At 60.3% G+C, this 25,392-nt stretch carries 25 protein-coding genes; 6 read left to right on the top strand and 19 right to left on the bottom strand.

Features of this window, described 5'->3' with window-relative positions:
- Nucleotides 1-102: 102 nt before the first annotated feature.
- From glmM to rlmE, 4 genes are all read right to left on the bottom strand, one after another.
- The gene (gene glmM / locus ACB033_RS00870; RefSeq protein WP_005298142.1) at nt 103-1,437 is read right to left on the bottom strand and encodes a phosphoglucosamine mutase; all 1,335 of its coding nucleotides are present in this window, start codon (nt 1,435-1,437) and stop codon (nt 103-105) included.
- Nucleotides 1,438-1,453: 16 nt separating this feature from the next.
- Entirely contained in the window at nt 1,454-2,299 is an 846-nt protein-coding gene (gene folP / locus ACB033_RS00865) for a dihydropteroate synthase (protein WP_139431597.1), read from the bottom strand.
- A gap of 62 nt (nt 2,300-2,361) precedes the next feature.
- Nucleotides 2,362-4,311, bottom strand: coding sequence for an ATP-dependent zinc metalloprotease FtsH (gene ftsH, locus ACB033_RS00860; RefSeq protein ID WP_017765155.1), 1,950 nt, complete (start codon nt 4,309-4,311; stop codon nt 2,362-2,364).
- Between the two features lie 45 nt (nt 4,312-4,356).
- Nucleotides 4,357-4,986: a 23S rRNA (uridine(2552)-2'-O)-methyltransferase RlmE gene (gene rlmE / locus ACB033_RS00855; RefSeq protein WP_005298136.1), complete on the bottom strand. Its 630-nt coding sequence runs from the start codon at nt 4,984-4,986 to the stop codon at nt 4,357-4,359.
- A gap of 97 nt (nt 4,987-5,083) precedes the next feature.
- Between rlmE and yhbY the strand changes: the two genes are divergently transcribed.
- On the top strand, nt 5,084-5,380 hold the full coding sequence (gene yhbY, locus ACB033_RS00850; RefSeq protein ID WP_005298134.1) for a ribosome assembly RNA-binding protein YhbY: 297 nt from the start codon (nt 5,084-5,086) through the stop codon (nt 5,378-5,380).
- Nucleotides 5,381-5,485: 105 nt separating this feature from the next.
- Complete coding sequence (locus ACB033_RS00845; RefSeq protein ID WP_010633109.1) at nt 5,486-6,079, top strand: hypothetical protein; 594 nt, start codon at nt 5,486-5,488, stop codon at nt 6,077-6,079.
- Between the two features lie 47 nt (nt 6,080-6,126).
- Here the strand turns inward: ACB033_RS00845 and greA are convergent, their stop codons facing one another.
- The 3 genes from greA to pomA all read right to left on the bottom strand — a co-directional run bounded on the left by greA (nt 6,127) and on the right by pomA (nt 8,421).
- Nucleotides 6,127-6,603: a transcription elongation factor GreA gene (greA, locus tag ACB033_RS00840; protein WP_005298120.1), complete on the bottom strand. Its 477-nt coding sequence runs from the start codon at nt 6,601-6,603 to the stop codon at nt 6,127-6,129.
- 154 nt (nt 6,604-6,757) lie between these two features.
- Nucleotides 6,758-7,654 carry a flagellar motor protein MotB gene (locus ACB033_RS00835; protein WP_005298118.1) on the bottom strand — a complete coding sequence of 299 codons (897 nt, stop codon included), beginning with the start codon at nt 7,652-7,654 and terminating at the stop codon, nt 6,758-6,760.
- A gap of 8 nt (nt 7,655-7,662) precedes the next feature.
- Nucleotides 7,663-8,421: a flagellar motor protein PomA gene (gene pomA, locus ACB033_RS00830; RefSeq protein WP_005298116.1), complete on the bottom strand. Its 759-nt coding sequence runs from the start codon at nt 8,419-8,421 to the stop codon at nt 7,663-7,665.
- Nucleotides 8,422-8,640: 219 nt separating this feature from the next.
- On the opposite strand from pomA, the gene xseB reads away from it, so the two are divergent.
- From xseB to dxs, 3 genes are read left to right on the top strand one after another with little or no spacing between them, the layout of a single operon-like run.
- Nucleotides 8,641-8,892, top strand: a complete 252-nt coding sequence (xseB, locus tag ACB033_RS00825) for an exodeoxyribonuclease VII small subunit (RefSeq protein WP_005298113.1) — start codon at nt 8,641-8,643, stop codon at nt 8,890-8,892.
- Nucleotides 8,893-9,783, top strand: coding sequence for a (2E,6E)-farnesyl diphosphate synthase (gene ispA / locus ACB033_RS00820; RefSeq protein ID WP_139723818.1), 891 nt, complete (start codon nt 8,893-8,895; stop codon nt 9,781-9,783).
- Nucleotides 9,784-9,804: 21 nt separating this feature from the next.
- On the top strand, nt 9,805-11,670 hold the full coding sequence (gene dxs / locus ACB033_RS00815) for a 1-deoxy-D-xylulose-5-phosphate synthase (protein ID WP_042049657.1): 1,866 nt from the start codon (nt 9,805-9,807) through the stop codon (nt 11,668-11,670).
- Between the two features lie 78 nt (nt 11,671-11,748).
- Here dxs and ACB033_RS00810 read toward each other — a convergent pair whose 3' ends face one another.
- The 8 genes from ACB033_RS00810 to ribE form a co-directional block, all read right to left on the bottom strand.
- A complete protein-coding gene (locus ACB033_RS00810; RefSeq protein ID WP_010633105.1) occupies nt 11,749-12,690 on the bottom strand; it encodes an ABC transporter permease in 942 nt (313 codons plus the stop codon).
- 4 nt (nt 12,691-12,694) lie between these two features.
- Nucleotides 12,695-13,669, bottom strand: a complete 975-nt coding sequence (locus tag ACB033_RS00805; RefSeq protein WP_010633104.1) for an ABC transporter permease — start codon at nt 13,667-13,669, stop codon at nt 12,695-12,697.
- A gap of 99 nt (nt 13,670-13,768) precedes the next feature.
- Nucleotides 13,769-15,325 (bottom strand): ABC transporter substrate-binding protein, encoded by a 1,557-nt coding sequence (locus tag ACB033_RS00800; protein ID WP_005298104.1) that lies wholly within the window; start codon nt 15,323-15,325, stop codon nt 13,769-13,771.
- 59 nt (nt 15,326-15,384) lie between these two features.
- The gene (locus tag ACB033_RS00795; protein WP_005298102.1) at nt 15,385-17,109 is read right to left on the bottom strand and encodes an ABC transporter ATP-binding protein; all 1,725 of its coding nucleotides are present in this window, start codon (nt 17,107-17,109) and stop codon (nt 15,385-15,387) included.
- A gap of 510 nt (nt 17,110-17,619) precedes the next feature.
- Complete coding sequence (locus tag ACB033_RS00790) at nt 17,620-18,114, bottom strand: phosphatidylglycerophosphatase A (RefSeq protein WP_017788415.1); 495 nt, start codon at nt 18,112-18,114, stop codon at nt 17,620-17,622.
- Nucleotides 18,111-19,070, bottom strand: a complete 960-nt coding sequence (thiL, locus tag ACB033_RS00785; RefSeq protein ID WP_017788414.1) for a thiamine-phosphate kinase — start codon at nt 19,068-19,070, stop codon at nt 18,111-18,113. The genes ACB033_RS00790 and thiL overlap by 4 nt, the downstream gene beginning before the upstream one ends.
- 198 nt (nt 19,071-19,268) lie before the next feature.
- A complete protein-coding gene (gene nusB / locus ACB033_RS00780; protein ID WP_005298096.1) occupies nt 19,269-19,682 on the bottom strand; it encodes a transcription antitermination factor NusB in 414 nt (137 codons plus the stop codon).
- 14 nt (nt 19,683-19,696) lie between these two features.
- Nucleotides 19,697-20,167 carry a 6,7-dimethyl-8-ribityllumazine synthase gene (ribE, locus tag ACB033_RS00775; protein ID WP_005298094.1) on the bottom strand — a complete coding sequence of 157 codons (471 nt, stop codon included), beginning with the start codon at nt 20,165-20,167 and terminating at the stop codon, nt 19,697-19,699.
- Between the two features lie 198 nt (nt 20,168-20,365).
- Here ribE and ACB033_RS00770 point away from each other — a divergent pair, with 198 nt between their 5' ends.
- Entirely contained in the window at nt 20,366-21,616 is a 1,251-nt protein-coding gene (locus ACB033_RS00770) for a trypsin-like serine protease (RefSeq protein ID WP_371140282.1), read from the top strand.
- 63 nt (nt 21,617-21,679) lie between these two features.
- Here the strand turns inward: ACB033_RS00770 and ribBA are convergent, their stop codons facing one another.
- The 4 genes from ribBA to nrdR all read right to left on the bottom strand — a co-directional run bounded on the left by ribBA (nt 21,680) and on the right by nrdR (nt 25,294).
- Nucleotides 21,680-22,789: a bifunctional 3,4-dihydroxy-2-butanone-4-phosphate synthase/GTP cyclohydrolase II gene (gene ribBA / locus ACB033_RS00765; protein ID WP_005298092.1), complete on the bottom strand. Its 1,110-nt coding sequence runs from the start codon at nt 22,787-22,789 to the stop codon at nt 21,680-21,682.
- A 141-nt stretch (nt 22,790-22,930) separates the two neighbouring features.
- The gene (locus ACB033_RS00760; RefSeq protein ID WP_017783741.1) at nt 22,931-23,584 is read right to left on the bottom strand and encodes a riboflavin synthase; all 654 of its coding nucleotides are present in this window, start codon (nt 23,582-23,584) and stop codon (nt 22,931-22,933) included.
- A gap of 54 nt (nt 23,585-23,638) precedes the next feature.
- The gene (gene ribD / locus ACB033_RS00755) at nt 23,639-24,748 is read right to left on the bottom strand and encodes a bifunctional diaminohydroxyphosphoribosylaminopyrimidine deaminase/5-amino-6-(5-phosphoribosylamino)uracil reductase RibD (RefSeq protein ID WP_371140281.1); all 1,110 of its coding nucleotides are present in this window, start codon (nt 24,746-24,748) and stop codon (nt 23,639-23,641) included.
- A gap of 96 nt (nt 24,749-24,844) precedes the next feature.
- A complete protein-coding gene (gene nrdR / locus ACB033_RS00750; RefSeq protein ID WP_005298086.1) occupies nt 24,845-25,294 on the bottom strand; it encodes a transcriptional regulator NrdR in 450 nt (149 codons plus the stop codon).
- Between the last annotated feature and the right edge of the window lie 98 nt (nt 25,295-25,392).

Here is a 25,392-nt window from a genome sequence, read left to right as displayed (position 1 = left end):
TAATATCCAGAGGATTGTCAGCTGACAAGCGCTATTTTTAAATTTTTGAATCGTTTGAACAAGATACAACCAGGACGGCTAAAAAGCCGCCCCATTTGTTCATTAAAACGCCGATTCAACCTGTTGTGCAATGCGTTGTGCCATGTCACGCACCTGTTGCTCGTGCTCCCCCTCCACCATCACGCGGATCAGGGGTTCAGTGCCGGACTTGCGCAGCAGCACACGGCCACGACCAGCCAACTCCTGTTCCACCCTGGCCACTTCCTGCTGTACGGCGTCAGCCGCCAGCGGGTCCTTGCCTTCGGCAAAGCGCACGTTGACCAGCACCTGCGGGAACTTGTTCATGCCGGAACGCAGCTTGGCCAGCGGCATCTCCGCGGTACAGATGGCGGTCAGCACCTGCAGGGCGGCGACGATGCCATCCCCGGTGGTGGTCTGATCCAGGCAGATGATGTGACCGGAGTTCTCGCCACCGATGCGCCAGCCCTTCTCGTTCATCATCTCCAGCACATAGCGGTCACCCACCTTGGCGCGGGCGAACGGAATGCCCAGGGTCTGCAACGCCAGCTCCAGCCCCATGTTGGCCATCAGAGTGCCGACAACACCGCCCTTGAGGCGACCGTTACGCAGGGCATCGCGGGCGATGATGTAGAGGATCTCGTCACCGTCGATGATATAGCCGGTGTGATCCACCATCACCAGGCGATCGCCATCGCCGTCGAAGGCAACGCCAAGATCAGCCTTGCACTCCAGCACCTTGGCGGCCAGTGCCTCCGGGGCGGTCGAGCCGACACCATCATTGATGTTGAGACCATCCGGGCTGCAGCCGATGGCGATCACCTCGGCCCCCAGTTCGCGGAAAACGGAAGGCGCGATGTGATAGGTGGCACCATGGCCGCAATCCACCACCATTTTCAGCCCTTCCAGGCTCAGATTGGAGGGGAAGGTGCTCTTGCAGAATTCGATGTAACGACCGGCGGCATCGTCGATGCGCAACGCCTTGCCAAGCTCGGCGGACTCCACGCACTTCAGTTCGTGATCCAGCTCGGCTTCGATGGCCAGCTCGACCTCGTCAGGCAGCTTGGTACCATCGGCGGAGAAAAACTTGATGCCGTTGTCGTAATAGGGGTTGTGGGAAGCACTGATCACGATGCCTGCCTCGGCACGGAAGGTGCGGGTCAGGTAGGCAACGGCCGGAGTGGGCATGGGGCCCATCAGAATGGCCTTGAGACCGGCGGCGGAAAGACCCGCTTCCAGCGCCGACTCCAGCATGTAGCCGGAGATACGGGTATCCTTGCCGATCAGCACCTTGCGGGTACCCTTCTTGGAGAGCACCTTGCCCGCGGCCCAGCCCAGTTTCATCACGAAATCTGGAGTGATCGGGTATTCACCCACCTTGCCGCGTACACCGTCGGTGCCAAAATACTTTCTTGCCATAGTCTGTTCTCGATTTTTATTTAGATATGAAATCTTGTCCCGTCATGACCATCCAGCCTGTGCGCAGAGCATCCATGGTCGCTCGCACATCGTGCACCCGGATGATCCGGGCTCCACGCTGCATCCCGACAAGGGCACAGGCCAGGCTGCCGGCCAGCCGTTCATCAACCGGGCGACCGAGCAAGTTGCCTATCATAGACTTTCGCGACATGCCGACCAAGAGCGGCAGCTGGTAATCGAGCAATGACTCCTGCTGTGCCAGCAGCTGATAGTTATGCGCAAGGGTCTTGCCAAAACCGTAGCCAGGGTCCAGGAGCAGCTGTTCACGAGCGATACCGGCCGTCAAGCAGGCGGCGATCCGCTCATCAAAGAAGGCTCTCACCTCCCCCAACAGGTCATCGTAATGGGGCTCGGCCTGCATGGTTCTCGGTTGCCCCTGCATGTGCATCAGACACACAGGGACGTCGGCAGCGGCGGCCGCAGCCAGCGCCCCTGGTTCGAGCAGGGCTCGTACGTCGTTGATAAGATGGGCCCCCGCCACGCAGCCCTCCCGCATCACCGCCGCCTTGGATGTGTCGAGGGAGATCATCACGTCGAGCTCACGCGCCATGCGCTCCACCACGGGAAGGACCCTGTCCAGTTCCTCTTGTTCGCTCACGTCGGGAGCACCGGGACGGGTCGATTCACCACCGATGTCGATGAGGGTTGCCCCCTCCGCCACCATCTGGCGTGCATGGGTCATCGCACGCTCCAGCTGGTTGAAATGACCGCCGTCGGAGAAGGAGTCCGGTGTCACATTGAGGATCCCCATGACATGGGGACGTTCGAGGGAGAGGCTGAGCCCCTTGCTGATTAGCTGCATCTTCACTTCCATGGACATAAAGAAAAACCCCGGGGCCAGCCCGGGGTTTGTATCATCACGATTTATTTGGCAGGCAGGTCGTTGGCCTTGTCGATATCGACATCGGCAACCTGTTCCGCCTCGGTCACGGTCGGCTTGGGCTCGGGTGCCACAGTAGCACCACCCTGCGGGGTATCGCCGTGCTCGTCATGCCAGTTGCTGGGAGCACGCACTTCGCGACGAGCCATCAGATCATCGATCTGTTTGGCATCGATGGTTTCGTACTTCATCAGCGCATCTTTCATGCTGTGCAGCACGTCCATGTTGTCCAGCAGGATCTGCTTGGCACGGTCGTAGTTGCGGTCGATCACCTGCTTGACCTCGGCATCGATAATGCGAGCGGTGTCATCGGACATGTGCTTGGCCTTGGCCATGCTGCGGCCGAGGAACACCTCGCCATCTTCTTCCGCGTAGAGCATGGGACCGAGACGCTCGGACATGCCCCACTGGGTCACCATCTTGCGGGCGATGTCGGTGGCACGCTCGATGTCGTTGGATGCACCGGTCGATACCTTCTCGGCACCGTAGATCAGCTCTTCCGCCAGACGACCACCGTACAGGCTGGAGATCATGGACTCCAGATGCTGCTTGGAGTGGCTCCAGCGATCCTGCTCCGGCAGGTACATGGTCACACCCAGCGCACGACCGCGCGGAATGATGGAGACCTTGTAGACAGGGTCATGATCCGGTACCACGCGACCAATGATGGCGTGACCCGCTTCATGATAAGCCGTCATCTCCTTCTCGGACTCTTTCATCACCATGGAGCGACGTTCTGCGCCCATCATGATCTTGTCCTTCGCCTTCTCGAACTCGGCCATGGACACCACGCGGCGGCTTTCGCGCGCGGAGAACAGAGCGGCTTCGTTGACCAGGTTGGCCAGATCGGCACCGGAGAAACCAGGAGTACCGCGGGCAATCAGCGCCGGGTTGACGTCATCCGCCAGCGGCACCTTGCGCATATGCACCTTGAGGATCTGCTCGCGGCCACGCACATCCGGCAGACCGACTACGACCTGCCGGTCGAAACGGCCCGGACGCAGCAAGGCAGGATCCAGTACGTCAGGACGGTTGGTAGCGGCGATGACGATGATGCCTTCATTGCCCTCAAAGCCATCCATCTCGACCAGCATCTGGTTCAAAGTCTGCTCGCGTTCATCGTGACCACCGCCCAGACCGGCGCCACGCTGGCGACCGACGGCGTCGATCTCATCGATGAAGATGATGCAGGGGGAGGATTTCTTGGCCTGCTCGAACATGTCGCGTACCCGGGAGGCACCCACACCCACGAACATTTCCACGAAGTCCGAACCTGAAATGGTGAAGAACGGCACCTTGGCCTCACCCGCAATGGCCTTGGCCAGCAGGGTCTTACCGGTACCGGGAGGACCTACCAGCAGTACCCCAGTCGGGATCTTGCCGCCCAGTTTCTGGAATTTGCTCGGGTCGCGCAGATAGTCTACCAGCTCCTTGACCTCTTCCTTGGCCTCATCGCAACCGGCTACGTCGGCGAAGGTGGTCTTGATCTGATCCTCACTCATCAGGCGAGCCTTGCTCTTGCCAAACGACATGGCACCTTTGCCACCGCCGCCCTGCATCTGACGCATGAAGAAGACCCAGACACCGATCAGCAGCAGCATCGGGAACCAGGAGATAAAGATGGAGGTGATCAGAGACGGCTCTTCCGGCTTCTCGCCCATCACTTTGACATTGTGATTGAGCATGTCGTTGAGCAGCTGGGGATCCGGCGCCGGGATGATGGTGGTGAAGCGTTCACCGGTGCGCTTGACGCCATTAATGACCTTGCCATCCATCCGTACTTCACGGATCTGCTCTTGGGTCACTTCTTTAACGAAGCTGGAATAGTCCAGCTGGCGACTGGTGGTATCGCTGGGGCTGAAGCTATTGAACACCGACATCAACACGACGGCGATGACCAGCCACAGGATTAGGTTTTTCGCCATGTCACTCAAATCAGTAACCTCGCAGACTGACAGTTAACGATGAAGGTTAGGGTACTACAGTTTAAAACCGGTAGCCACAATGTAGACTTCTCGTGAACGGGCACGAGACGAGTCTGGTTTACGAATCTTGACAGCAGAGAAAAGCTTACGGATTTCATTGAGATAGATGTCAAACCCCTCCCCCTGAAATACCTTGACCACGAAACTGCCGTTGGAACGCAGGACCTGATTGCACATGTCCAGCGCCAGTTCGACCAGATACATGGAACGGGCCTGATCCACCTGCTGGGTACCGCTCATGTTGGGTGCCATGTCGGACATGACAACGTCAACCTTGTCCGGACCAACCCGCTCAAGCAGAGCTCCCAGTACAGTTTCCTCCCGAAAGTCTCCCTGCAGGAAATCGACACCGGCGATGGAATCCATCGGCAGAATATCACAGGCGATCACCCGGCCCTTGTCACCGACCTGATCGATGGCAAACTGGGACCATCCACCGGGGGCCGCCCCCAGGTCCACCACCGTCATGCCGGGCTTGAGCAGTTTGTCCTTGCCCTGGATCTCGTCGATCTTGAACACGGCACGGGAACGCAGCCCCAACTTCTGGGCTTTCTTGACGTATTGATCGTCAAAATGCTCTTTTAACCAGCGGGTTGAACTGGGGGAATGTTTTTTCTGGGTCATGATTGTCGACTTTAAAAAACCACAAGGGTTATTAGTATTAAGGGCTAAGTGGGGGTAGAATACGCCCCTTTCAACCCTGACTTATGAAGAAATTGCCATGATTCTCAACAATAAACAGAAACAGTACCTCAAGGGCCTTGCCCACAGTCTGAAGCCGGTCGTCCTGCTGGGACAACACGGTCTGACCGAAGGTGTGCTGGCCGAGATCGATCTGGCGCTCAACCACCACGAGCTGATCAAGGTTAAGGTTGCGTCTGAAGATCGTGAGATGAAACAGCTAGTTATGGATGCCATCGTCCGTGAAACCGGCGCGGTGAAAGTACAGAGCATCGGCCACGTGCTGACCATCTACCGTCAGGCCAACGAGCCGAAAATCCAACTGCCCCGCAAGTAACAGGAAAGAGCATCGCTCTTTCCTCTCATTTTCTCTCTTCCCAAGTCGCTTGCCAAAGTAGTCGCCAGGCCCTTAACCTGCGATGAATACTCGTGGAAACCCGCTATGGATCACCATCAGATTCTCACCGAAGATGAACTGGCCATGCTACGGGACTTGGGAAACGATCAGGAGACGGCCGCCGGACAACCCCTGAGCGGTTATCTCGCCACCCCCCTGCTTGGCCTGTTGCAACGCGCCGACCAGCTGGTACTGGAAGCCCGCTTCGCCGGACACCAGCTCCGTTTCCCACTGCGTTTCACTCAGGGCGATGACGGCTTCGTCGAACCACGCATCGCCGCCCCCGTCATCAAGGAGCTGGGTTACCCTCATCCGCGCACCTGGCGGCTGGATGAACAGGCCCGCTTCCAGATGGGAGAAGAGGACTACCTGGTGCACAGCCTGTCGCTGGACGGGCTGGTGGTGGAAGGCTTACCGGCCGAGCTGGCCATGGATACCACGCTGGCAGGCACCCTGCTGATCGAAGGTCTCCCTCCTCTGCCCCTCAGCGCAGAGCCGGTCAGGCGGATCCACCGTCGCAACGGCATACAGGGCTGGGCACTGCACTTCCAGATGGCCAGAGAGGATCTTGAACAACTGCGCGGATGGATGTTTCAGCGCCATCAGGACGCCTTCACCCAGGCTTATCAGCCCCGCTGAATACAAACAGGGGAGCCGGGCTCCCCTGTTGCTGGCTGGTCGCTACCTCAGAGGTAGGCGACTTCCAGGATCTCGTACTCCACGTCGCCGGATGGCGTCTTGACGATGGCGACATCGTCCACTTCCTTGCCGATCAGGGCGCGGGCAATGGGCGAATTCACGGAGATCATGTTCTGCTTGATGTCCGCCTCATCGTCACCCACGATGCGGTAGACCACCTCTTCTTCCGTCTCGCTCTTGAGCAGCGTCACGGTCGCCCCGAAGATGATACGACCATTGTTGGTCATCTTGGTGACGTCGATCACCTGAGCGTTGGATAGCTTGCTCTCAATTTCCTGGATACGGCCTTCACAGAAGCCTTGCTGCTCGCGGGCAGCATGATATTCGGCGTTTTCTTTCAGATCACCATGTTCACGGGCATCTGCAATCGCTTCGATAATCTGCGGACGAAGCTCGGTCTTGAGATATTCGAGCTCTTCACGCAGCTTTTCAGCGCCGCGAACAGTCATCGGAGTATGATTCATAGTCGAAACCTGGGTTGCTTGAAAAGAGAAGCTGCGGCTATCAGAGAGAGCCGCAGCTGTCGGTTCGGATGAGGCATCTTAATATGAAGCCGGCACAAAATCCATGTCGGTCCCTGCGAGGCAGATCGCGCTTTGGCATCACAATTGTCTGTGACTATTTCTGCTCCTGGGCGCTGATCGGCGCAGATACCGTCGGTTTGCCCTGCATGATAGAGATCTCCACCCGCCGGTTCATGCGCCGGTTCTCCGGTGTCGTGTTGGGCACCAGCGGCTGAGTATCCGCCATGCCCTGCACCACCAGCCGGCTGCCATCAAAACCGGGCACCTTGATCATCTGGTGGGCCACCGCCACCGCCCGCTGGGAGGAGAGCTCCCAGTTGGACTGGAACAGCTCATCCTCGGTGGCTACGTTGTCGGTATGACCGGAGATGGTGATCTCGCCGGGTACATCCTTGAGCAAGGCGGCAACCTTGCGCACCACAGGCCAGAACTGGGGCTGCAGGAAGGCAGAGCCCGCCGGGAAGGCGGCTTTCTCGCGGATCCGGATGATGATCTGCTGGCCCAGCGCCTCGATCTCGATCGCCCCATCCTGGATCTGCGCCTTCATCTGATCCGCCAGCGCCTTGGCCAGCGCATTGGACTGCTCCTGCTGCTGTTTCTGCGCCTCCTGCTGGGTGTCGCCCCCCACCAGCTTGTCTTCGCTCTTGTCATGACCACCAGCCTTGTCGGCATCACCGGGCTGGAATTCCAGCTCGGTCTGGGTCATGTCGATGGTCTGCTGCATGATGGTATCGATGGGTGTTGGTTCCGGGCGACCCGGTCTGAACTCCTGGGCAATGACGGAGGTTCCCTTGGGGATGTCCTTCACCTCGAGAATGTTCTGGACCCCGAACGCCTTCTCCATGGAGCCGGCAATCTGCTTGAACTTCTGCACATCCATCTCGGCAAACGAGAGCAGCAGCACGAAGAAGCACATCAAGAGCGACATCAGATCGGCGAAAGTGCCCATGTAACCGGGCAGCCCGGGGGGCGGACATTTGCAATCAGACATACAGCCCCCTATTCATCGCCATTGTTGCGTTTCGACTGGTTGAGGTAGTTCTGCAACATGGACTGGATCACCCGCGGATTCTGGCCATCCTGGATGCCCATGATGGCGTCCAGCACCAGGCAGCGACTCAGCTTCTCCTCACCGCTGCGCAGCTCCAGCTTGTCGGCGATGGGGATGGCAAGCATGTTGGCCTCAATGGCGCCGTACAGAGTGGTGAGCAAGGCTACCGCCATGGCCGGGCCGATGGATTTGGGATCGCTCATGTTGGCCAGCATGGCCACCAGCCCGACCAGGGTACCTATCATCCCCATGGCCGGCCCCAGATCCCCCAGCGACCGAAACACCTTGATGGCGATGACATGGCGCTCGGCGGTGAGCTCTATGTCTTTTTCCATCACGGCACGGATGACGTCGGCGTCGTGACCGTCCACCAGCATGTCGATGCCCTTTTTCATGAAGGGGTTGGGCACCTCGGCCGCTTCCAGCGCCAGAAAACCGCCCTTGCGGGCCGCATCGGCCAGCTCGACTGCCTTGACGATCAGATCGTCAAGCTTGTCTCCCTTGTACATGAATGCCTTGCCGGCCACCTTGAACGCCATCAGGAACTGGCCGATGTTGAACTTCATCATGGCGATAAAGATGGAGCCTAACACCGTGATGCAGATTGAAGGAACGTCAATGTACATCCCCACAGGGCCACCCAGCAGCATGCCATAGATGACCACCCCAAATCCCAGCACTATGCCAATCAGACTACCTAGATCCACATCCCTACTCCTGTCAGCTGAAATTTGTTGTATCTGTAGTTTGTTGAATTTTCTGCTATTGGCTCACCAGCGGCAAGGGCCGCTACCATTTTCCCCTTTGGAAGATGGCTTATTATCGGCCACTTTTCCGAGAGTTTAAGCCGATGGCATTTTTCTGCCTCCCCCCTGCCCGCCGTCGATGTTAAGATAAGCCGTTTTTTTCAATCCCCGAGGATGGACATGGCCAGTAAAAAAATCGACCGCCTGAGTTTTGATGCCACTCTGGAAGAGCTGGAAACCATAGTTCATCAACTGGAACAGGGCTCCCTGCCGCTGGAAGAGGCCCTCAAGCAGTTCGAACAGGGCATTCACCTGGTGCGTGCCGGCCAGCAGAAGCTGGAGCAGGCCGAGCAGAAGATCCAGATCCTGCTGACTCAGGCCGATGGCAGCGAGCACGCAGTTCCCTTCCAGCCAGAGCAAGGAGAGGAGTGAGTGACGCTGGACGATTTTTCCCGCCTGCACCGGCAACGTATTGACGACTGTCTCTCTGCACAACTTGAATCCTTGCCACCCATGGCCCCTCGCCTGCGCGATGCCATGCGCTATGGCCTGCTGCTGGGTGGCAAGCGGGTGCGCCCCTTTCTGGTCTACGCCGTCGGCGAGATGCTGGGCGTCAAGAGCGAGCTGCTGGACGGCCCCGCCGCCGCGGTGGAGTGCATCCACGCCTACTCCCTGCTGCACGACGATCTGCCCGCCATGGATGACGACGATCTGCGTCGCGGTCAACCGACAGTACACAAGGCATTTGATGAAGGCACCGCCATCCTGGCCGGCGACGCCCTGCAGACCCTGGCCTTCTCCATTCTGGCTGATCACCCGATGCCGGATTCGCTGCTGGGCAACCGGGTGCGAATGCTGAGCCGGCTGGCCCGCGCCTCCGGCTATCTCGGCATGTGCGGTGGCCAGGCGCTGGACCTGCAGGCGGAGGGGCGTCAGATCACCCTGGCCGAGCTGGAGCAGGTACACCGCCACAAGACCGGAGCCCTCATCGAGTGCGCCGTGGCGCTCGGCGCCCTGTGCAAGGCCGACGTGGATGAAACTACCCTGAGCGCGCTGCAAAGCTATGCCGCCGCCATCGGTCTCGCCTTCCAGGTGCAGGATGACATCCTCGACATCACGGGTGACACCGCCACCCTCGGCAAGCGACAGGGTTCCGATCTGGCGCTGGAAAAGAGTACCTATCCGGCGCTGCTGGGGCTCGACAATGCCCGTGAGCTGGCTCGCGAACTGCATGGTAAAGCCTTAACAGCCTTGCAATCTTTGCCCTACAATACCGACATTCTGGAAGCGTTTGCCGATTACATCATCGAGCGAACCCACTAAACGCTGGATAACAGTAACAATATGAGCGTTGATATAAGCAATTTCCCCAACCTGGCCCTCGCGGATACGCCGGTCGAGTTGCGATCCCTGCCCTTCGAGCGACTGCCTGTGCTGTGCAACGAACTGCGTGAATATCTGCTGCGTTCGGTGAGTCGCTCCAGTGGTCATCTTGCCTCCGGGCTCGGCACCGTCGAACTGACGGTGGCGCTGCACTACGTCTACAACACCCCGTTCGATCGACTGGTGTGGGACGTGGGCCACCAGGCTTATCCCCACAAGATCCTGACCGGTCGCCGCGATCGGATGCAGAGCATCCGCCAGAAAGACGGTTTGCACCCCTTCCCCTGGCGCGGCGAGAGCGAGTATGACGTGCTCTCCGTCGGTCACTCCAGCACCTCCATCGGTGCGGCGCTCGGCATGGCCGTGGCGGCCGAGAGCGAAGGGCTGGGGCGCAAGGTGGTGGCGGTGATCGGCGATGGCGCCATCACCGCCGGCATGGCGTTCGAGGCGCTCAATCACGCCGGCGATGTTCACAAGGACATGCTGGTGGTGCTCAACGACAACGAGATGTCCATCTCCGAGAATGTCGGGGCACTGAACAACCACCTGGCCCGCATCATGTCCGGCAAGCTCTACACCACCATCCGCGAGGGTGGCAAGAAGGTGCTGGCCGGCCTGCCGCCGGTCAAGGAGCTGGCCAAGCGGGCCGAGGAACACCTCAAGGGAATGGTGGTGCCCGGCACCCTGTTCGAGGAGTTCGGCTTCAACTACATAGGTCCCATCGACGGCCACGACATCGAGGCTCTGGTCGAGACCCTGCGCAACATGCGCAATCTCAAGGGGCCGCAGCTGCTGCACGTCAAGACCAAGAAGGGCAAGGGCTACGAGCCCGCCGAGAAGGACCCCATCGGTTATCACGGCGTGCCCAAGTTCAATCCGGACGAGTGCACCCTGCCCAAGGCGAGTGGCGGCAAGCCGAGCTTCTCCGCCATCTTCGGCCAGTGGCTGTGCGACATGGCGGCCAAGGATGAGCGGCTGGTCGGCATCACCCCGGCCATGCGCGAAGGCTCCGGCCTGGTGAAGTTCAGCCAGCAGTATCCGGATCGCTACTTCGACGTGGCCATCGCCGAGCAGCACGCGGTCACCTTCGCCGCCGGTCTCGCCATCGCCGACCAGAAGCCGGTGGTCGCCATCTACTCGAGCTTCCTGCAGCGGGCCTACGACCAGCTGATCCACGATGTGGCGCTGCAAGAGCTGCCGGTGCTGTTCGCCATCGACCGAGCCGGTCTGGTGGGGGCTGACGGCCCGACCCATCAGGGGGCATTCGATATCAGCTTCCTGCGCACCGTGCCCAACATGGTGATCATGACCCCGTCCGACGAGAACGAGTGCCGTCAGATGCTCTACACCGGCTACCAGTGCAACGGGCCGGCGGCGGTACGCTACCCCCGCGGCAGCGGCACCGGCATCCAGGTGGAGAGCGAGATGCAGGCGCTGGCGCTCGGCAAGGGGCGGATTGTGCGTCAGGGCAAGGGCACCGCCATCCTGGCGTTCGGCACCCTGCTGCAACAGGCCAAAGCGGCTGCCGAGGCGCTCGACGCCACCCTGGTGGACATGCGTTTCGTCAAGCCGATGGACGAGGCCCTGGTGCTCTCCCTGGCCGCGACCCACGATCAGTTCGTCACCCTCGAGGACAACGCCATCATGGGTGGCGCGGGCTCTGCGGTGAACGAGCTGCTGATGCGCAGCAAACAGTGCAAGCCGGTGCTCAACCTCGGCCTGCCGGATCGCTTCGTGGAGCAGGGTACCCAGGAGGAGATCTACGCTCTGCTGGGGCTCGATGGCGCCGGCATCCAGCGCAGCATCGAGCAGTGGCTGCAGGCTTGATCCCTCAGCACACATAGCAAAAGGGCGCCGTTATGGCGCCCTTTTCGTTTGTCTGTCTCGTTTGTTTATCTGTGACCATCAGCCCTTGTAGAGCTTGGGATTGAACACATCCCGCAGCCAGTCACCCAACAGGTTGATGACCAGCACCAGCACCACCAGGCAGATGCCCGGGAAGGCGGTGATCCACCAGGAGCCGGAGAAGATGTAGTTGAAGCCTACGCTGATGAGCGAGCCCAGCGACGGCTGATCCACCGGCATCCCCAACCCCAGGAAGGAGAGCGCCGCCTCGCTCATGATGGCGTTGGCCACCTGCACCGTGGAGATGACCAGGATCGGCGACAGGCAGTTGGGCAGAATGTGGCGGAACATGATCCGCGGGGCACGAAAGCCCATCACCTTGGCCGCTTCCACATACTCCTTTTTCTTCTCCGCCAGCACCGAGGCGCGCACGGTTCGGGCGTACTGCGGCCACTCGGCGATACCGATGATCACCACCAGCATCAGGATGGCGAACTTCGAGTAGAACTCGGAGCCAAAGGTAGCCTGGAAGATGGCGGAGATGATGATCGCCACCATCATGGTGGAAAACGACAGCTGCACATCGGCAAAGCGCATCAGCAGGCTGTCGATGCGGCCACCGAAGTAGCCGGCCAGCAGGCCGATGACGATGCCGAGCACCAGCTGCAGCCCCACCGCGAACAGACCTATGGTGAGCGAGATGCGGGCGCCATAGAGGATGGTGCTCCAGATGTCGCGACCCTGGTTGTCGGTACCGAGCCAGAAACGCTCCTCACCCCCTGCCAGCCAGGAGGGCGGCAGTTCGGCATCCATCAGATCGAAGCTGGTCTGGTCATAGACGTTGTACGGGGCGAGCCAAGGCGCCAGCATGGCGGCCAGCACGAATACCACGAACACCGCAAAGCTGAACATGGCTACCTTGTCCCGCAGGAAGTAGTAGACGATGTCGGAATTTTTGAATCGAGCCCAACGGCTTGGGCTTGCAGTTACTGCATTGCTCATGTGCTTACCCCTTAGCGGTCAAGTTGACGGTCGGGTTGATCAACCCGTAGAGCAGGTCGACCAGGGTATTGGTCACCACGAAAATGAGCCCGACGAAGATGACGTAGGCGGTGATGAGGGGCGTATCGACCCGGTGGATCGCCTCGAGGAACAAAAAGCCGGTCCCCGGCCACTGGAACACGCTCTCGGTCAGTATGGTGTAGGCCACCATGGTACCGATCTGCACGCCGCCAACGGTAATGACCGGCAGCATGGTGTTCTTCAGGGCGTGCTGATAGTAGACCTTGTTGTTGTCCAGCCCCTTGGCGCGGGCGAACTTGACGTACTCGGAGGAGAGCTGCTCCAGCATCTCGGAGCGCACCAGCCGGATGAACAGCGGCAGCATGATGGAGGAGAGCGCTACGCAGGGCAGGATCAAATGCTTGATGCCGTCCCAAGTGAAGAAGCCCGACTCCCAGCCCAGCAGATTGTAGGTCTCGCCGCGGCCATAGGCCGGCAGCCAGCCCAGCTGGATGGAGAAGAGGTACATCAGCATGATGGCGGTCAGGAACACCGGGATCGAGATGCCGATGCTGCTCCCCGCCATGATGATCTTGGTCGGTATGCTGTGCGGGCGGATCGCCGAGTAGACCCCAAGCGGAATGGAGACCACCACGATGATCAGCGCAGCACCAAACACCAGCTCAAGAGTAGCCACCAGCTTGTCGAGGATGACCTCGAGGGCTGGTCGCTTGAAGAAGTAGGAAGTACCCAGATCCCCGTGTACCGCGTTCTTCAAGAAGCGGCTGTATTTGACGAGGAAAGGATCGTTGAGGCCCATCTTCTCGCGCAATTCGTGGCGCTGGGCTTCGGAGACGGATTGTCCCACCAGCTCGCGCAGCGGATCCCCCAGATTGTCCTGGATGGAGAAGGCGACCAGGCTGATGACGAACATCACTATCACGGCCTGATAGAACCGTTTCAGCAGGAATGTAAACATGCTTGTCCTTCTACGTGGCCTGTGTCATGGCACAGGCTTCTGTTAGCAGGCGGGGTGGCCGGCTGACCACCCCGCCCCGTCCTTCCTTGCGATTTGCGCTTACTTGCCGACCACCAGGTCACCCAGGTAAGGGAAGTTCATTACGTTGACCACCGGCTTGATGTCGGCGTTCTTCTTGGCGCCGTAGGCCAGATCTTCCCAGTGCAGCGGCACGTAGGCGGCGTCGTCGATCAGCATGGCTTCGACCTTCTTCAGCATCTCGGCGCGCTTGGCCGGGTCGGTCTCGGCGTTGGCCTGCTCGACCAGCTTGTCAGCCTCGGCGTTGGCATAGCCGGCACAGTTGTACTGGCCCATGCCGGTCTTGGCATCCTTGGTGAAGGTCAGGAACTCGAAGAAGTTCGCGGTATCTTCGGTGTCGGAGTGCCAGCCGATCAGCTGCATGTCCGCGGCGCACTTGTCAAACTCCGGCCAGTACTGGGCCACCGGCATGGTCTTCAGATCAACCTTGATGTTGATCTTGGCCAGCATGGCGGAGACGGCCTGGGCAATCTTGACGTCGTTGACGTAGCGGGCAGCCGGGGAGATGAAGCTCATCTTGAAGCCCTTCTCGTAGCCGGCTTCCTTCATCAGCTCCTTGGCCTTGGCCAGGTCATACTGGGGCTTGAGCGCCTCGTTGTGACCGGCATAGCCTTTCGGGCTCAGCTGGCCGGCGGGGGTGCCAAAGCCCTTGTTGATCTTCTCGACGATACCCACCTGGTTGATGGCGTAGTTGATCGCCTGACGCACGCGCTTGTCTTTCAGCGCCGGGTTGGTGTTCTGGTTCAGCTCGATGATGATGGCGCGGGTACCGGACAGGGTCACCAGCTGGGTGTCCTTGCCGTTCTTCACGCGCTCCAGATCGTTCGGCGCAACCGGGTAGATCATGTCCACGTCGCCACCCAGCAGGGCCGCCACGCGGGTGGCGTCTTCCTTGATGGGCACCACGGTCAGGTTGTCAACGTTGCCTTTGGAGGCCTTGTCCCAGTAGTTGGCGTTGCGCACGTACTCCAGCTTCACGCCCTGCTCGCGGAACTTGACGCTGAACGGGCCGGTACCGGAGACGTGGGTGGAGGCGTAGGAGTCGCCGTTCTTGACGATCTCGCCCTTGTCCTTGCCCGCCTCTGTCTTGCCGGTATAGAACTTGGAGTCCATCGGGAAGATGTAGGTCACGGTCTGCAGCACCAGCGGGAACGGCTTGGCGGTGACGAGATCCACTGTGTACTCATCGACCTTCTTCACTTCGGCGATGGGGTCGAAGATGGCCTTGAAGTCGACGGAGGACTTCAGACGGTTGACGGTCCATACCACGTCGTCGGCGGTGAAGTCGTTGCCGGAGTGGAACTTGACACCCTTGCGCAGGAAGAAGCGGACGGTCTTGTCGTCGATACGCTCATACTTCTCGGCCAGGCGCGGCTCGAACTGCAGGTCCTGGGTGTAACGCATCAGCGGATCGAACACCAGGTGGGACATCTCCAGGGTCTGACCGGAGAGCTGCTCCTGCGGGTCCAGCGAGGTGGCGTCAGAGGCGACACCGACCTTGATGTCGACAGCGGAGACGTTAAAGGCGAAACCAGCGGCAAACAGCGCCAGTGCAATCTTGGACAATCCTTTTTTCATTGTTTTCTCCATGCTTTTGGCTTTTTTATTGACATAGATACCGGCGAGCCGGTGCTTTCCTAGCTTGCGATTTCCAGCCCCTCGCGGGACATTCCCTTGAACTCCGGCATGAGGGAGATCAGCTTGCGGCTGTACTCATGCTCGGCATTGGTAAACAGTTTCTCGGTCTCGGCCACCTCCACCAGGTGACCGTGCTGCATCACGCCGATGCGATCGCACATCTGGCGGATGACCGGCAGATCGTGGCTGATGAACAGCATGGTGAGGCCAAGCTCCTGCTGCAGATCCTTGAGCAGGTTCAGGATCTGGGCCTGCACCGACACATCCAGCGCCGAGGTGGGCTCGTCGCAGATGAGGAAACGGGGCCGGGTCGCCAGGGCCCGGGCGATGGAGATGCGCTGACGCTGGCCACCGGAAAACTCGTGGGGGTACTTGACCCCGGCTCCGCGGCCGAGGCCAACGTGATCCAGCAGATCCCCCACTATGCCGGCGATCTGGCTCTCGCTGCTCGCCAGCTTGTGGAAGCGGATCGGCTCGGCAATGATGTCGCGCACCTTCATGCGCGGGTTCATCGACGAATAAGGGTTCTGAAACACCATCTGCATCTGGCGACGCAATGGGCGACGCTCATGCTCACCCTTGAGGGCGGTCAAGTCGATCCCCTCGAAGAAGATCTTGCCGGTATCCGGCGGATAGAGGCCGGTGATGGCGCGGGCGATGGTCGACTTGCCGGAGCCAGACTCCCCCACCAGGCCGAAGGTCTCACCCTCGAAGATCTCGAAGCTGATGTTGTTGCAGGCCCGTACATACTGGCGACGGCTCGGGAAGAAGGAGTCCTTGGTGACGAACTTCAGATCCACGTTTTCCACCCGCAGCAGCGCCCCTTCATAGGCGCGTTCGTCCTGGCTCTGGCCCAGCCAGTGGGTCTTGAGATCGATGCTGGTATCCGCCGCACCGGCATCCTCGATATAGGAGACCAGCGGGAAACGCACCAGCTTCACATCCGAGCGGGGCACCGCCGAGATGAGGCTGCGGGTGTAAGGATGGTTGGGGCGACCCAGCACCTGTTCCGTGGTGCCGAACTCCACCAGATCGCCGCGATACATGACCGCCACCTTGTCGGTAACGTTGGAGACCACGCCCATGTCGTGGGTCACCAGCATGCAGCCCACCTGCCGCTCCTTGCAGAGGGTGCGGATGAGCTGGAGGATCTGATCCTGGATGGAGACGTCCAGCGCCGTGGTCGGCTCGTCGGCGATGATGAGCTCGGGATCGCCGGAGAGGGCGATGGCGATCACCACCCGCTGGCGCATGCCGCCGGAGAACTGGTGCGGATACTGCTTGATGCGCAGCTCCGGGCTCGGGATCCCGACCGCCTTCATCAGCTCGAGTGCCTTGGCAAAGGCAGCCTCACGGGACAGGTCAGTGTTGGCCAGGATGGTTTCAACCAGCTGATGTTCGACGGTGAACAGCGGGTTGAGGGAGGTCATGGGGTCCTGAAAGATGAAACCGATGCGCGAGCCGCGAATGGCCCGCATCTCGTTCTGGCTCTTGCCGGAGATGAGCTCGCCATTGAGGTAGATATCACCACGGGCGATGCGACCCGGCGGGCTCAGGAGATCGATGACGGCGTTGCCGATGGTAGACTTGCCGGCGCCGGATTCACCCACGACACCGACTATCTCCCCTTTTTCGATGGAGAAAGAGAGATCCTTCACTGCGGCCAGTACCCCGTAGCGGGAGGGATACTCGATCCGCAAGTTTTTCACTTCGAGCAAGGACATGGTTACCTCTGCGGGGGACATCCGTCCCAAATAATTCGTCCGTAAATCGGCCGCAGATGCCGGTCGTGCCTTGGCGTGATCGTGAGTGTTTGATATGACGACTAAACGCTCAATCCATGAGACAACGAAACCAGCGATCCGGGCGGGTTTTTTGCATTTTTTTGGAATAACCCGCGAGTAACTTAGACGGTTTGACGGCGAGTGTAAATGATCGGGTTATACAATTTCGCAATACTTTGCTCAGTTAGCAGCCAGCTCAGCAGTCATAAATGATGACTACAATCACATATCCAGACTTAATGACCACACAAATGGCGTTTTAGTGCTTTTACTTTCAACAAGGGTGTAACAGGCGGGAATATTCACTATTGACACAATAGTCTCAAGCCTCGAATGAGTAGTGAATATTTATGTGAAATGATTTTTTAACGGCAGCATATGCCGATGAATGAAAACTAAACAGAGATAAATAGGGGGATGCCAGCGCGGCATTCCCCCTCGTAATCCCCGTCACCCCAGCCAGTATGCCAGCAATTGCATACAAAACAGGGCGAACAGGGCGGCGATGAGATCGTCGAGCATGATGCCGAAGCCACCGTGGATGCGGCGGTCAAACCAGGAGATAGGCCAGGGCTTGAGCACGTCGAACAGGCGAAACAGCACGAAGCCGGCCAGTATCCACTCCCAACCGGCCGGCGCCGCTATCATGGTGACGCCAAAGCCGATTACCTCGTCCCAGACGATGGCGCCGTGATCCGGCATGCCGATGGCATCGGTGGCGCTCTGGCAGATGCGGATGCCGATCAGGAACCCGACCACCAGCAGGGCAATAAACCAGGCTGTCGGCAAGCCGCTCACCAGCAGGTAGAGCGGGATGGCGGCCAGCGTCCCCATGGTGCCGGGCGCCTTGGGCGAGAGGCCGGAGCCAAACCCCACCGCCAGGAAGTGAAGCGGGTTCCTGAGGTTCAACCGCTTCAGCTCGGGCTTTATCATGAACCAGCTCATGCGAAGTGATCCCACCCTTTCAACGTCAGCTCGACCGGCTGCTCACCGTGCAGATAGTCGATGCCGGGCTCACCGGCCAGGATCCGGCCGATGCGGGTGAACTTGACGCCACAGTTGGCCAGCGCCGTGTCCAGCGCGCCGCGATGCTCCTCCGGCACGGTGAAACAGAGCTCATAGTCATCGCCGCCGGCCAGCGCCAGCTGCCAGGCATCCTGTTCGCTCACCGCATCCTGCAGCACCGGCGAGAGCGGCAGCAGATCGAGATCGATCTGGGCCCGCACACCGGAGGCCTTGAGGATATGGCCAAGATCCGAGGCCAACCCGTCGGAGAGATCCAGCGCGCTGCCGGCCAGCCCACGCAGGGCCTGGCCGGCCAGAATGCGGGGATGGGGGTGGTCGAGGCGCGGCAACACGGCCGCCAGCTGGTTCTCATTGAGGGTGCGCTTTGCCAGCAGGTGGGAGAGCGCCAGCGCGGCATCCCCCAGAGTGCCGGTCACATAGACACCGTCGCCGGCCTTGGCGCCGCTGCGCAGCAGGGCACGGCCGGCAGGCACCGAGCCCTTGACCGATACCGTGATGGAGAGCGGGCCGCGGGTCATGTCCCCGCCCACCAGTGCCACGTTGTAGTATTCGGCAAGCTCGAGGAAGCCTTCCGCAAAACCGGCCACCCAGGCTTCGTTGACGGTGGGCAGGGTCAGCGCCAGCGACACCCAGCGCGGCTCGGCGCCCATGGCGGCCAGATCGGAGAGATTGACCGCCAGCGCCTTGTAGCCGAGGTCTACCGGATCCATGTCGGGAAAGAAGTGTACGCCGCTCACCAGGGTATCCGTGCTCACCGCCAGCTGGGTGTCGGGGGGCAGGGTCAGCAGGGCGCAGTCGTCTCCAGGGCCCATCACCACGTCCTTGCGGGCGTGGGGGACCTTGAAGTACTTATCAATCAGCTCAAATTCACCCATACAGTAAAAAGCCAGCGATTAAGCTGGCTCCTCTATTAGATGCTGTTGCGGCTCTTGCTGCGAGACCGTGTTCAAGGCTGGTCGCTGCCGGGCTCTTCATGTATTGCCATACACGTCGGCCTGGCGCTGCGCTTCACCTTGCTGACGACGGCTCGCGACAGAGCATCGATCAGCATGGAATGCTGATGAACGCAGGGATCAGCGCTTGTCCAGCGACTTGATCACCTTGTCCAGTACACCGTTGACAAACTTGTGGCTGTCATCGGCAGCAAAGGCTTTGGCCAGCTCGATCGCTTCGTTGATCACCACGCGCGGCGGCACATCATCACGACGGGTCAGCTCATAGGTCGCCAGACGCAGGATAGCCTTGTCCACCATGTCCACTTCTTCCAGCGGACGGGATAGGAAAGGTGCGAACACCTTGTCCAGCTCGTTGCAGTGGAGGGCTACCCCGAACAGCAGATCGCGGAAGTAGTTCAGATCCACACCCTTGGTGTCCTGATCGATCTTGAACTGCTCTTCGATGTCGCCCACGTTGGCCTTGGTCATCTGCCACTGGTAGATGGCCTGGGTGGCGCAATGGCGGGCCTTGCGGCGCTCAGACGGTTTCAATGCATTTCTCCTCGTTACACGTCCAGTTCTTTCAGGACGTTGATCATTTCGAGCGCTGCCAGTGCAGCCTCTGCACCCTTGTTACCCGCCTTGGTACCTGCACGCTCGATGGCTTGTTCAATGTTTTCAGTGGTCAGTACGCCGAAGGCAACCGGAATTTCATATTCCATCATTACCTGGGCCATGCCCTTGCTGTTCTCGTTGGCGACCAGATCGAAGTGGTAGGTGCCGCCACGGATGACGGTGCCGACTGCCACGATGGCGTCATAGTTGCCGCTCTTGGCCAGTTTCTTGATGACCAGCGGCATTTCAACCGCGCCCGGCACTTTCACCAGGGTCAGGTTGCTGTCCTGTACCTGGCCTTGACGCTTCAGTACGTCCAGTGCACCACTCACCAGGCTGTCGTTGATGAAACTGTTGAAACGAGCAACGACAATCGCAACGCGCGCTTCAGGAGCGGCGATATTTCCTTCGATAACCTTCATTGGAAATCCTGTATCTGTGAAAGCAAAAGGGCCGGAGTCAAAAGTGCGCACATTCTAGCACAAAGGGGAATCGGACAAAAACATGCATCACAATTCTGGTAACGAGACTTCTATTGACCTTTTCCTTAACTGCTCTTACCTGTCCATAATACGTGGCCCCGGCACGGGGTAAAAAATAATAACATCAAGGAGTTCAGTATGTTGGATTTCAAACGCAGCGGCGTCGTACTCGCCTGCCTACTGCCGCTGGCTTTTCAGACCAATGCTGGTAGCCCGCGCATCATCGGCGGCAGCGCCGTGACGGCCCCCAGCTGGATGGTGGCCGTCGGCGAAGTCGTCAACGGCAATTGGAGCAATTTCTGCGGCGGCACCCTCATCGACAAGCAGTGGGTACTCACCGCAGCGCACTGCGTAGCAAATGCCCAGTCAGGTCCCATGGAAGTAGCCATCGGGGTAAGTGATCTCAGCCGCCCTCACACCCGCAGCAAGGTCGATCAGGTGCTGATGCACCCGGAGTATTATGTCAATCTGTTGAACAATCTGGGCTATCGCGAGACACCATATTCTTCCGATGTTGCTCTGCTGCACCTAGTGACTCCTGTTACGCAGGCTCCCATCGTCATTGCCGATATAACAACCAAGGATACTTGGCAATGGAATACCACTATGCTGCACGCTCTTGGCTATGGCGGCATAAATCCTGACGCGACCAAATCCAGTCCACAATTGCTGGCGGTAGATCTCGCCTATCGGGGTGAGCGGGATTACTGGTACGGTGACCCGACCACGACCCATATTTTCGCAGGCAAGCTGGCCGGCCAGGACACCTGCAAAGGCGACAGCGGTGGTCCGCTCACTTATGGTGGAAAACTGGTCGGCGTGACCAGCTACGGGGCCTTCCCCTGCGCGACCGGCAGCGCCGGTGGTTATACTTACGCTCCTGCCTTCAATGACTGGATCACCGGGCAGCAGCAAGGCGTCACCCTGACCACGGTCCGCGGCCTTATCCTACCTTCAGGCACCAGTGGTTGGGCCGACTACCTGCTGGCCAACCGCAGCAACCAGGCAGTCACGCTGAGCGGCATCTACAGCGACGCCCCCGCCATGAGCAACGGCTGCCCCGGCCGTCTGGAATCAGGTCAAACCTGCACCCTGCGTCTTCGCGCCGATGGCAACGACACGGTTGGAACCCTTCGAGTGCAGGGCGTTGAACTCACCGCCACCAATGAACAAGGTGCAAGCCAGCGTCTTGAGAGCGTCTTGATGAGCCTCACCAAAGAGCCCACCAAGACCCCAGATACCACTGTCACACCCACAACTCCGACAACGACTACCACCAACACTTCCAATGGTGGTGGCAATGGTGGTGGTGGCAATGGTGGTGGTGGCGCCACCGGTTTCGCAGCCCTGTTGCTGCTGCCGCTGGCATGGTTGCGCCGTCGCCGCTGAGGAAAAACAACAAGGGATGACCGAGGTCATCCCTTGTTTCATCTCCATTTCATCACATCAGGCTTACTCGCCGACGTACTCCACCACTTCCAGGCCGAAACCGCCGAGGGCATGGTACTTCTTCGGCGAGCTCAGCAGGCGCATCTTGCCAACCCCCAGCGCCTTGAGGATCTGGGAGCCGACGCCGACCCGCCGCGAGGTACCCTGCCACTTGGCCCCTTCCGGCGCCAGCCCCTTGTCGGCGGCCTCAAAGCCCTTGACCCTGGCCAGCAGCTCGGCGCCGTGGGCTTCCGCCCCCAGGATCACCAGCACTCCACCCTCGTCGGCGATGCGGGCCATGGATTTGGGCAGCGGCCAGCTGCGGGCGGCGTGGCGGTCGGTCTGCAGCAGATCGCTCAGCACGTCGTGCAGATGGACCCGCACCAGGGTCGGCTGCTCGGCACTCACCTCACCTTTCTTGAGGGCGAAGTGCACCTGGTTGTCGATGGTGTCGCGGAAGGTGATGAGGTCGAACTCACCATATTCGGTGGGCAACTTGCACTCGGCCACCTTCTCGACTGTGGTCTCGTGCTGGTTGCGGTATTCGATGAGATCCGCAATGGTGCCAAGCTTGATGCCGTGCTGCTCGGCGAAGATCTCGAGATCAGGGCGGCGCGCCATGGTGCCGTCTTCGTTCAGGATCTCGACGATGACGGAAGCGGCCTCGTAACCGGCCAGCCGGGCCAGGTCACAACCTGCCTCGGTGTGGCCGGCGCGAGTCAGCACGCCACCATCCTGCGCCATCAGCGGGAAGATGTGGCCGGGTTGCACCAGATCAGAAGCCTTGGCATCGGGTGCCACCGCCGCCTGCACGGTGACGGCGCGATCGGCGGCGGAGATGCCGGTGGTCACCCCTTCGGCCGCTTCGATGGTCACGGTGAAGGCGGTGGAGAACTGGGCGTTGTTGCGGTCGACCATCAGCGGCAGCGCCAGTTGCTTGCAGCGATCCCGGGTCAGGGTCAGACAGATGAGCCCCCGGCCGTAACGGGCCATGAAGTTGATATCTTCCGGGCGGACACAGGAGGCGGCCATGATGAGGTCCCCTTCGTTCTCCCTGTCTTCGTCATCCATCAGGATCACCATCTTGCCAGCCTTGATATCGGCAATGATTTCCTGGGTCGTGCTCAGCGCCATGGGCTACTCCATCAACATGCTTCGGGGATTGAGCCAGTCGGCTCGACGTGATACTGCCTATTGTGCTCTAGATGGGGCACGCGGGGCCCCATTTCAATCGGAGCGGGATCACAGAAAAGCGTTTTTCCCGCCGAGGATCCGTCACAGGAAACCGGAGCGGGCCAGCTTCTCCAGGGTCAGGGTGGAGGCACTGCTCTCCTGGCGCTGGCCCGTCATCAGCCGCTCCAGATAGCGGGCTATCTGATCCACCTCGAGATTGACGCTCCTGCCCGGCTTCCAGCCGGCTATGGTGGTCTCCTGGGCGGTGTGGGGCACGATTGTCAGCCGGAACAGATCCCCCTGCACCGCATTGACGGTGAGGCTGATGCCGTCCACCGCGATCGAGCCCTTCTCGGCGATGTAGCGGGAGAGCTCCGTCGGCGCCTTGATCCAGTACTCGATGGCACGGCCGCTGCTGGAGACGCTCTTGACCTCCCCCACCCCGTCCACGTGGCCGGAGACCAGGTGACCGCCGAGGCGGGAGGTGGGCATCAGCGCCTTCTCGAGGTTGACCCTATCGCCCACCTTGGCGGCAGAAAAACCGGTGCGGGAGAGGGTTTCCAGCGACACGTCGGCGGTATAACGCTTGTCGCCCAGGGCGATCACGGTAAGACAGACACCATTGGTGGCGATGGAGTCGCCCAGCTTGACGTCGCTGAAGTCCAGGGTGGGTGCGTGCACGGTGAGGGCCATGTCTTCGCCCTGACGACGCAGCTCGGCCAGGGTTCCCACCGCTTCGATAATTCCGGTAAACATGCAGATCACCTTGCTGATGACGGGGGCGACAATGCCCCCTTTAACATTGATAAATCAGGCTATTTTGGCGGTAATACGAATATCCTGGCCAACCATGCGCACATCCTTGATGTTGAGCTTGGGTGCCTGGAACAGCCGGGTGAGCCCGGGTAGATGGAACAGGCCGCGCCCCTCATCCCCCATCAGTTTGGGCGCCTGATAGAGCACCAGATCGTCCACCAGCCCCTTCTCCAGCAGGGCGCCGCACAGGCGTGGTCCAGCCTCCACCAGTACCGAGTTGAGGTTCTGTTTCGCCAGCAGCATGAACAGGCTGACCAGATCCAGCTTGCCATCCAGCAGCGGCACCTCCAGCTGCTGTACCCAGGCTGGCCAGTCGCCGTCCGCCTTGTGGCGGGCCAGCAGCACCGGGCTCTCGCTCTGGAACAGGAGCAGATCCGGGGTCAGTCGGTTTTGCGAGTCGACGATGACCCGCAGCGGCTGGCGCAGGGTCTCTTTGGGATAGACGGCCTTGACCGAGGGGGGCAGCTCGTCCCAGCGCACGGTGAGGGAGGCGTTGTCCGCCAGCACGGTTTCGGCGCTGGAGAGCACCGCATCGTGGCGGGCCCGCAGTCGCTGCACGTCGCGACGCGCCTCCGGGGAGGTGATCCACTGGCTCTCGCCGCTCGCCATGGCAGTGCGGCCATCCAGGCTGGCGCCTAGCTTGACCGTCACCTGCGGGAAGGCGGTACGCATCCGCTTGAAAAAGCCCGGGTTGAGCGCCTCGGCCTCGGCAGCCAGCAGACCGAAATCGGTCTTGATGCCCGCCTCGGAGAGCATGCGCAGGCCGCGCCCCCCTACCTGAGGGTTGGGGTCCACCATGGCGGCCACCACCCGGCTCACGCCGGCCTTGATCAGCGCCTCGGCGCAGGGCGGGGTGCGACCGTGATGGGAGCAGGGCTCCAGGGTCACGTAGGCGGTGGCGCCGCGGGCCTCATCGCCGGCCGCGTGCAGGGCATAAACCTCGGCATGGGGCTGACCGGCCCGTTGGTGCCAGCCCTCTCCCACCACCACGCCGCCTTTCACCAGCACGGCACCAACACAGGGGTTGGGGGCCGTGGTGTAGCGGCCGCGGCGGGCCAGTTCGAGGGCCCGGCTCATCCATTGGTAATCGTCTTGACTAAACATCTGGGCTCCTCTGACAGCACATCCAGGCTTACGCAATATCGTAGGTTCGATTAGCGCAGCGTAATCGAACGCGGCAACCTGGTTTGGAAGAAAGACTCACTTCTCCAGCTTGGCGATCTCTTCACCGAATTCACGTATGTCTTCAAAGCTGCGATAGACGGAGGCAAAGCGGATATAGGCCACCTTGTCGAGCCCCTTGAGCTCGTCCATCACCAGGTTGCCCACCAGCTCGGAGGCCACTTCGCGTTCGCCGGTGGCCCGCAGGCGGGATTTGATGTGGTTGACCGCCTTCTCGATGGCCTCCATGCTCACCGGCCGCTTCTCCAGTGCCCGCAGGATGCCGGCACGCAACTTGTCTTCGTTGAAAGGCTCGCGCGAGCCGTTGGACTTGATGACGCGGGGCATAACCAGCTCGGCCATCTCGAAGGTCGTGAAGCGCTCGTGGCAGAGCAGGCATTCGCGACGGCGGCGTACCTGATGGCCTTCGGCCACCAGACGGGAATCGATCACCTTGGTATCTACCGCACTACAGAAAGGGCAATGCATCGGACCTCCGGCGTTGACGGAAAAGGGCGCCGACCACCGGGGCCGGCTCTAGGCCGGCCAGTGTAGCACGGCCATCCGGAACCGGTAAAAACCCGTGA

It is taken from the genome of Aeromonas sp. S15(2024) (assembly GCF_041402265.1).
Lineage (GTDB): Bacteria > Pseudomonadota > Gammaproteobacteria > Enterobacterales > Aeromonadaceae > Aeromonas > Aeromonas dhakensis.
The sequence above is the reverse complement of the archived record's forward strand: the minus strand, read 5'-3'. Positions and strand labels throughout refer to the sequence as shown.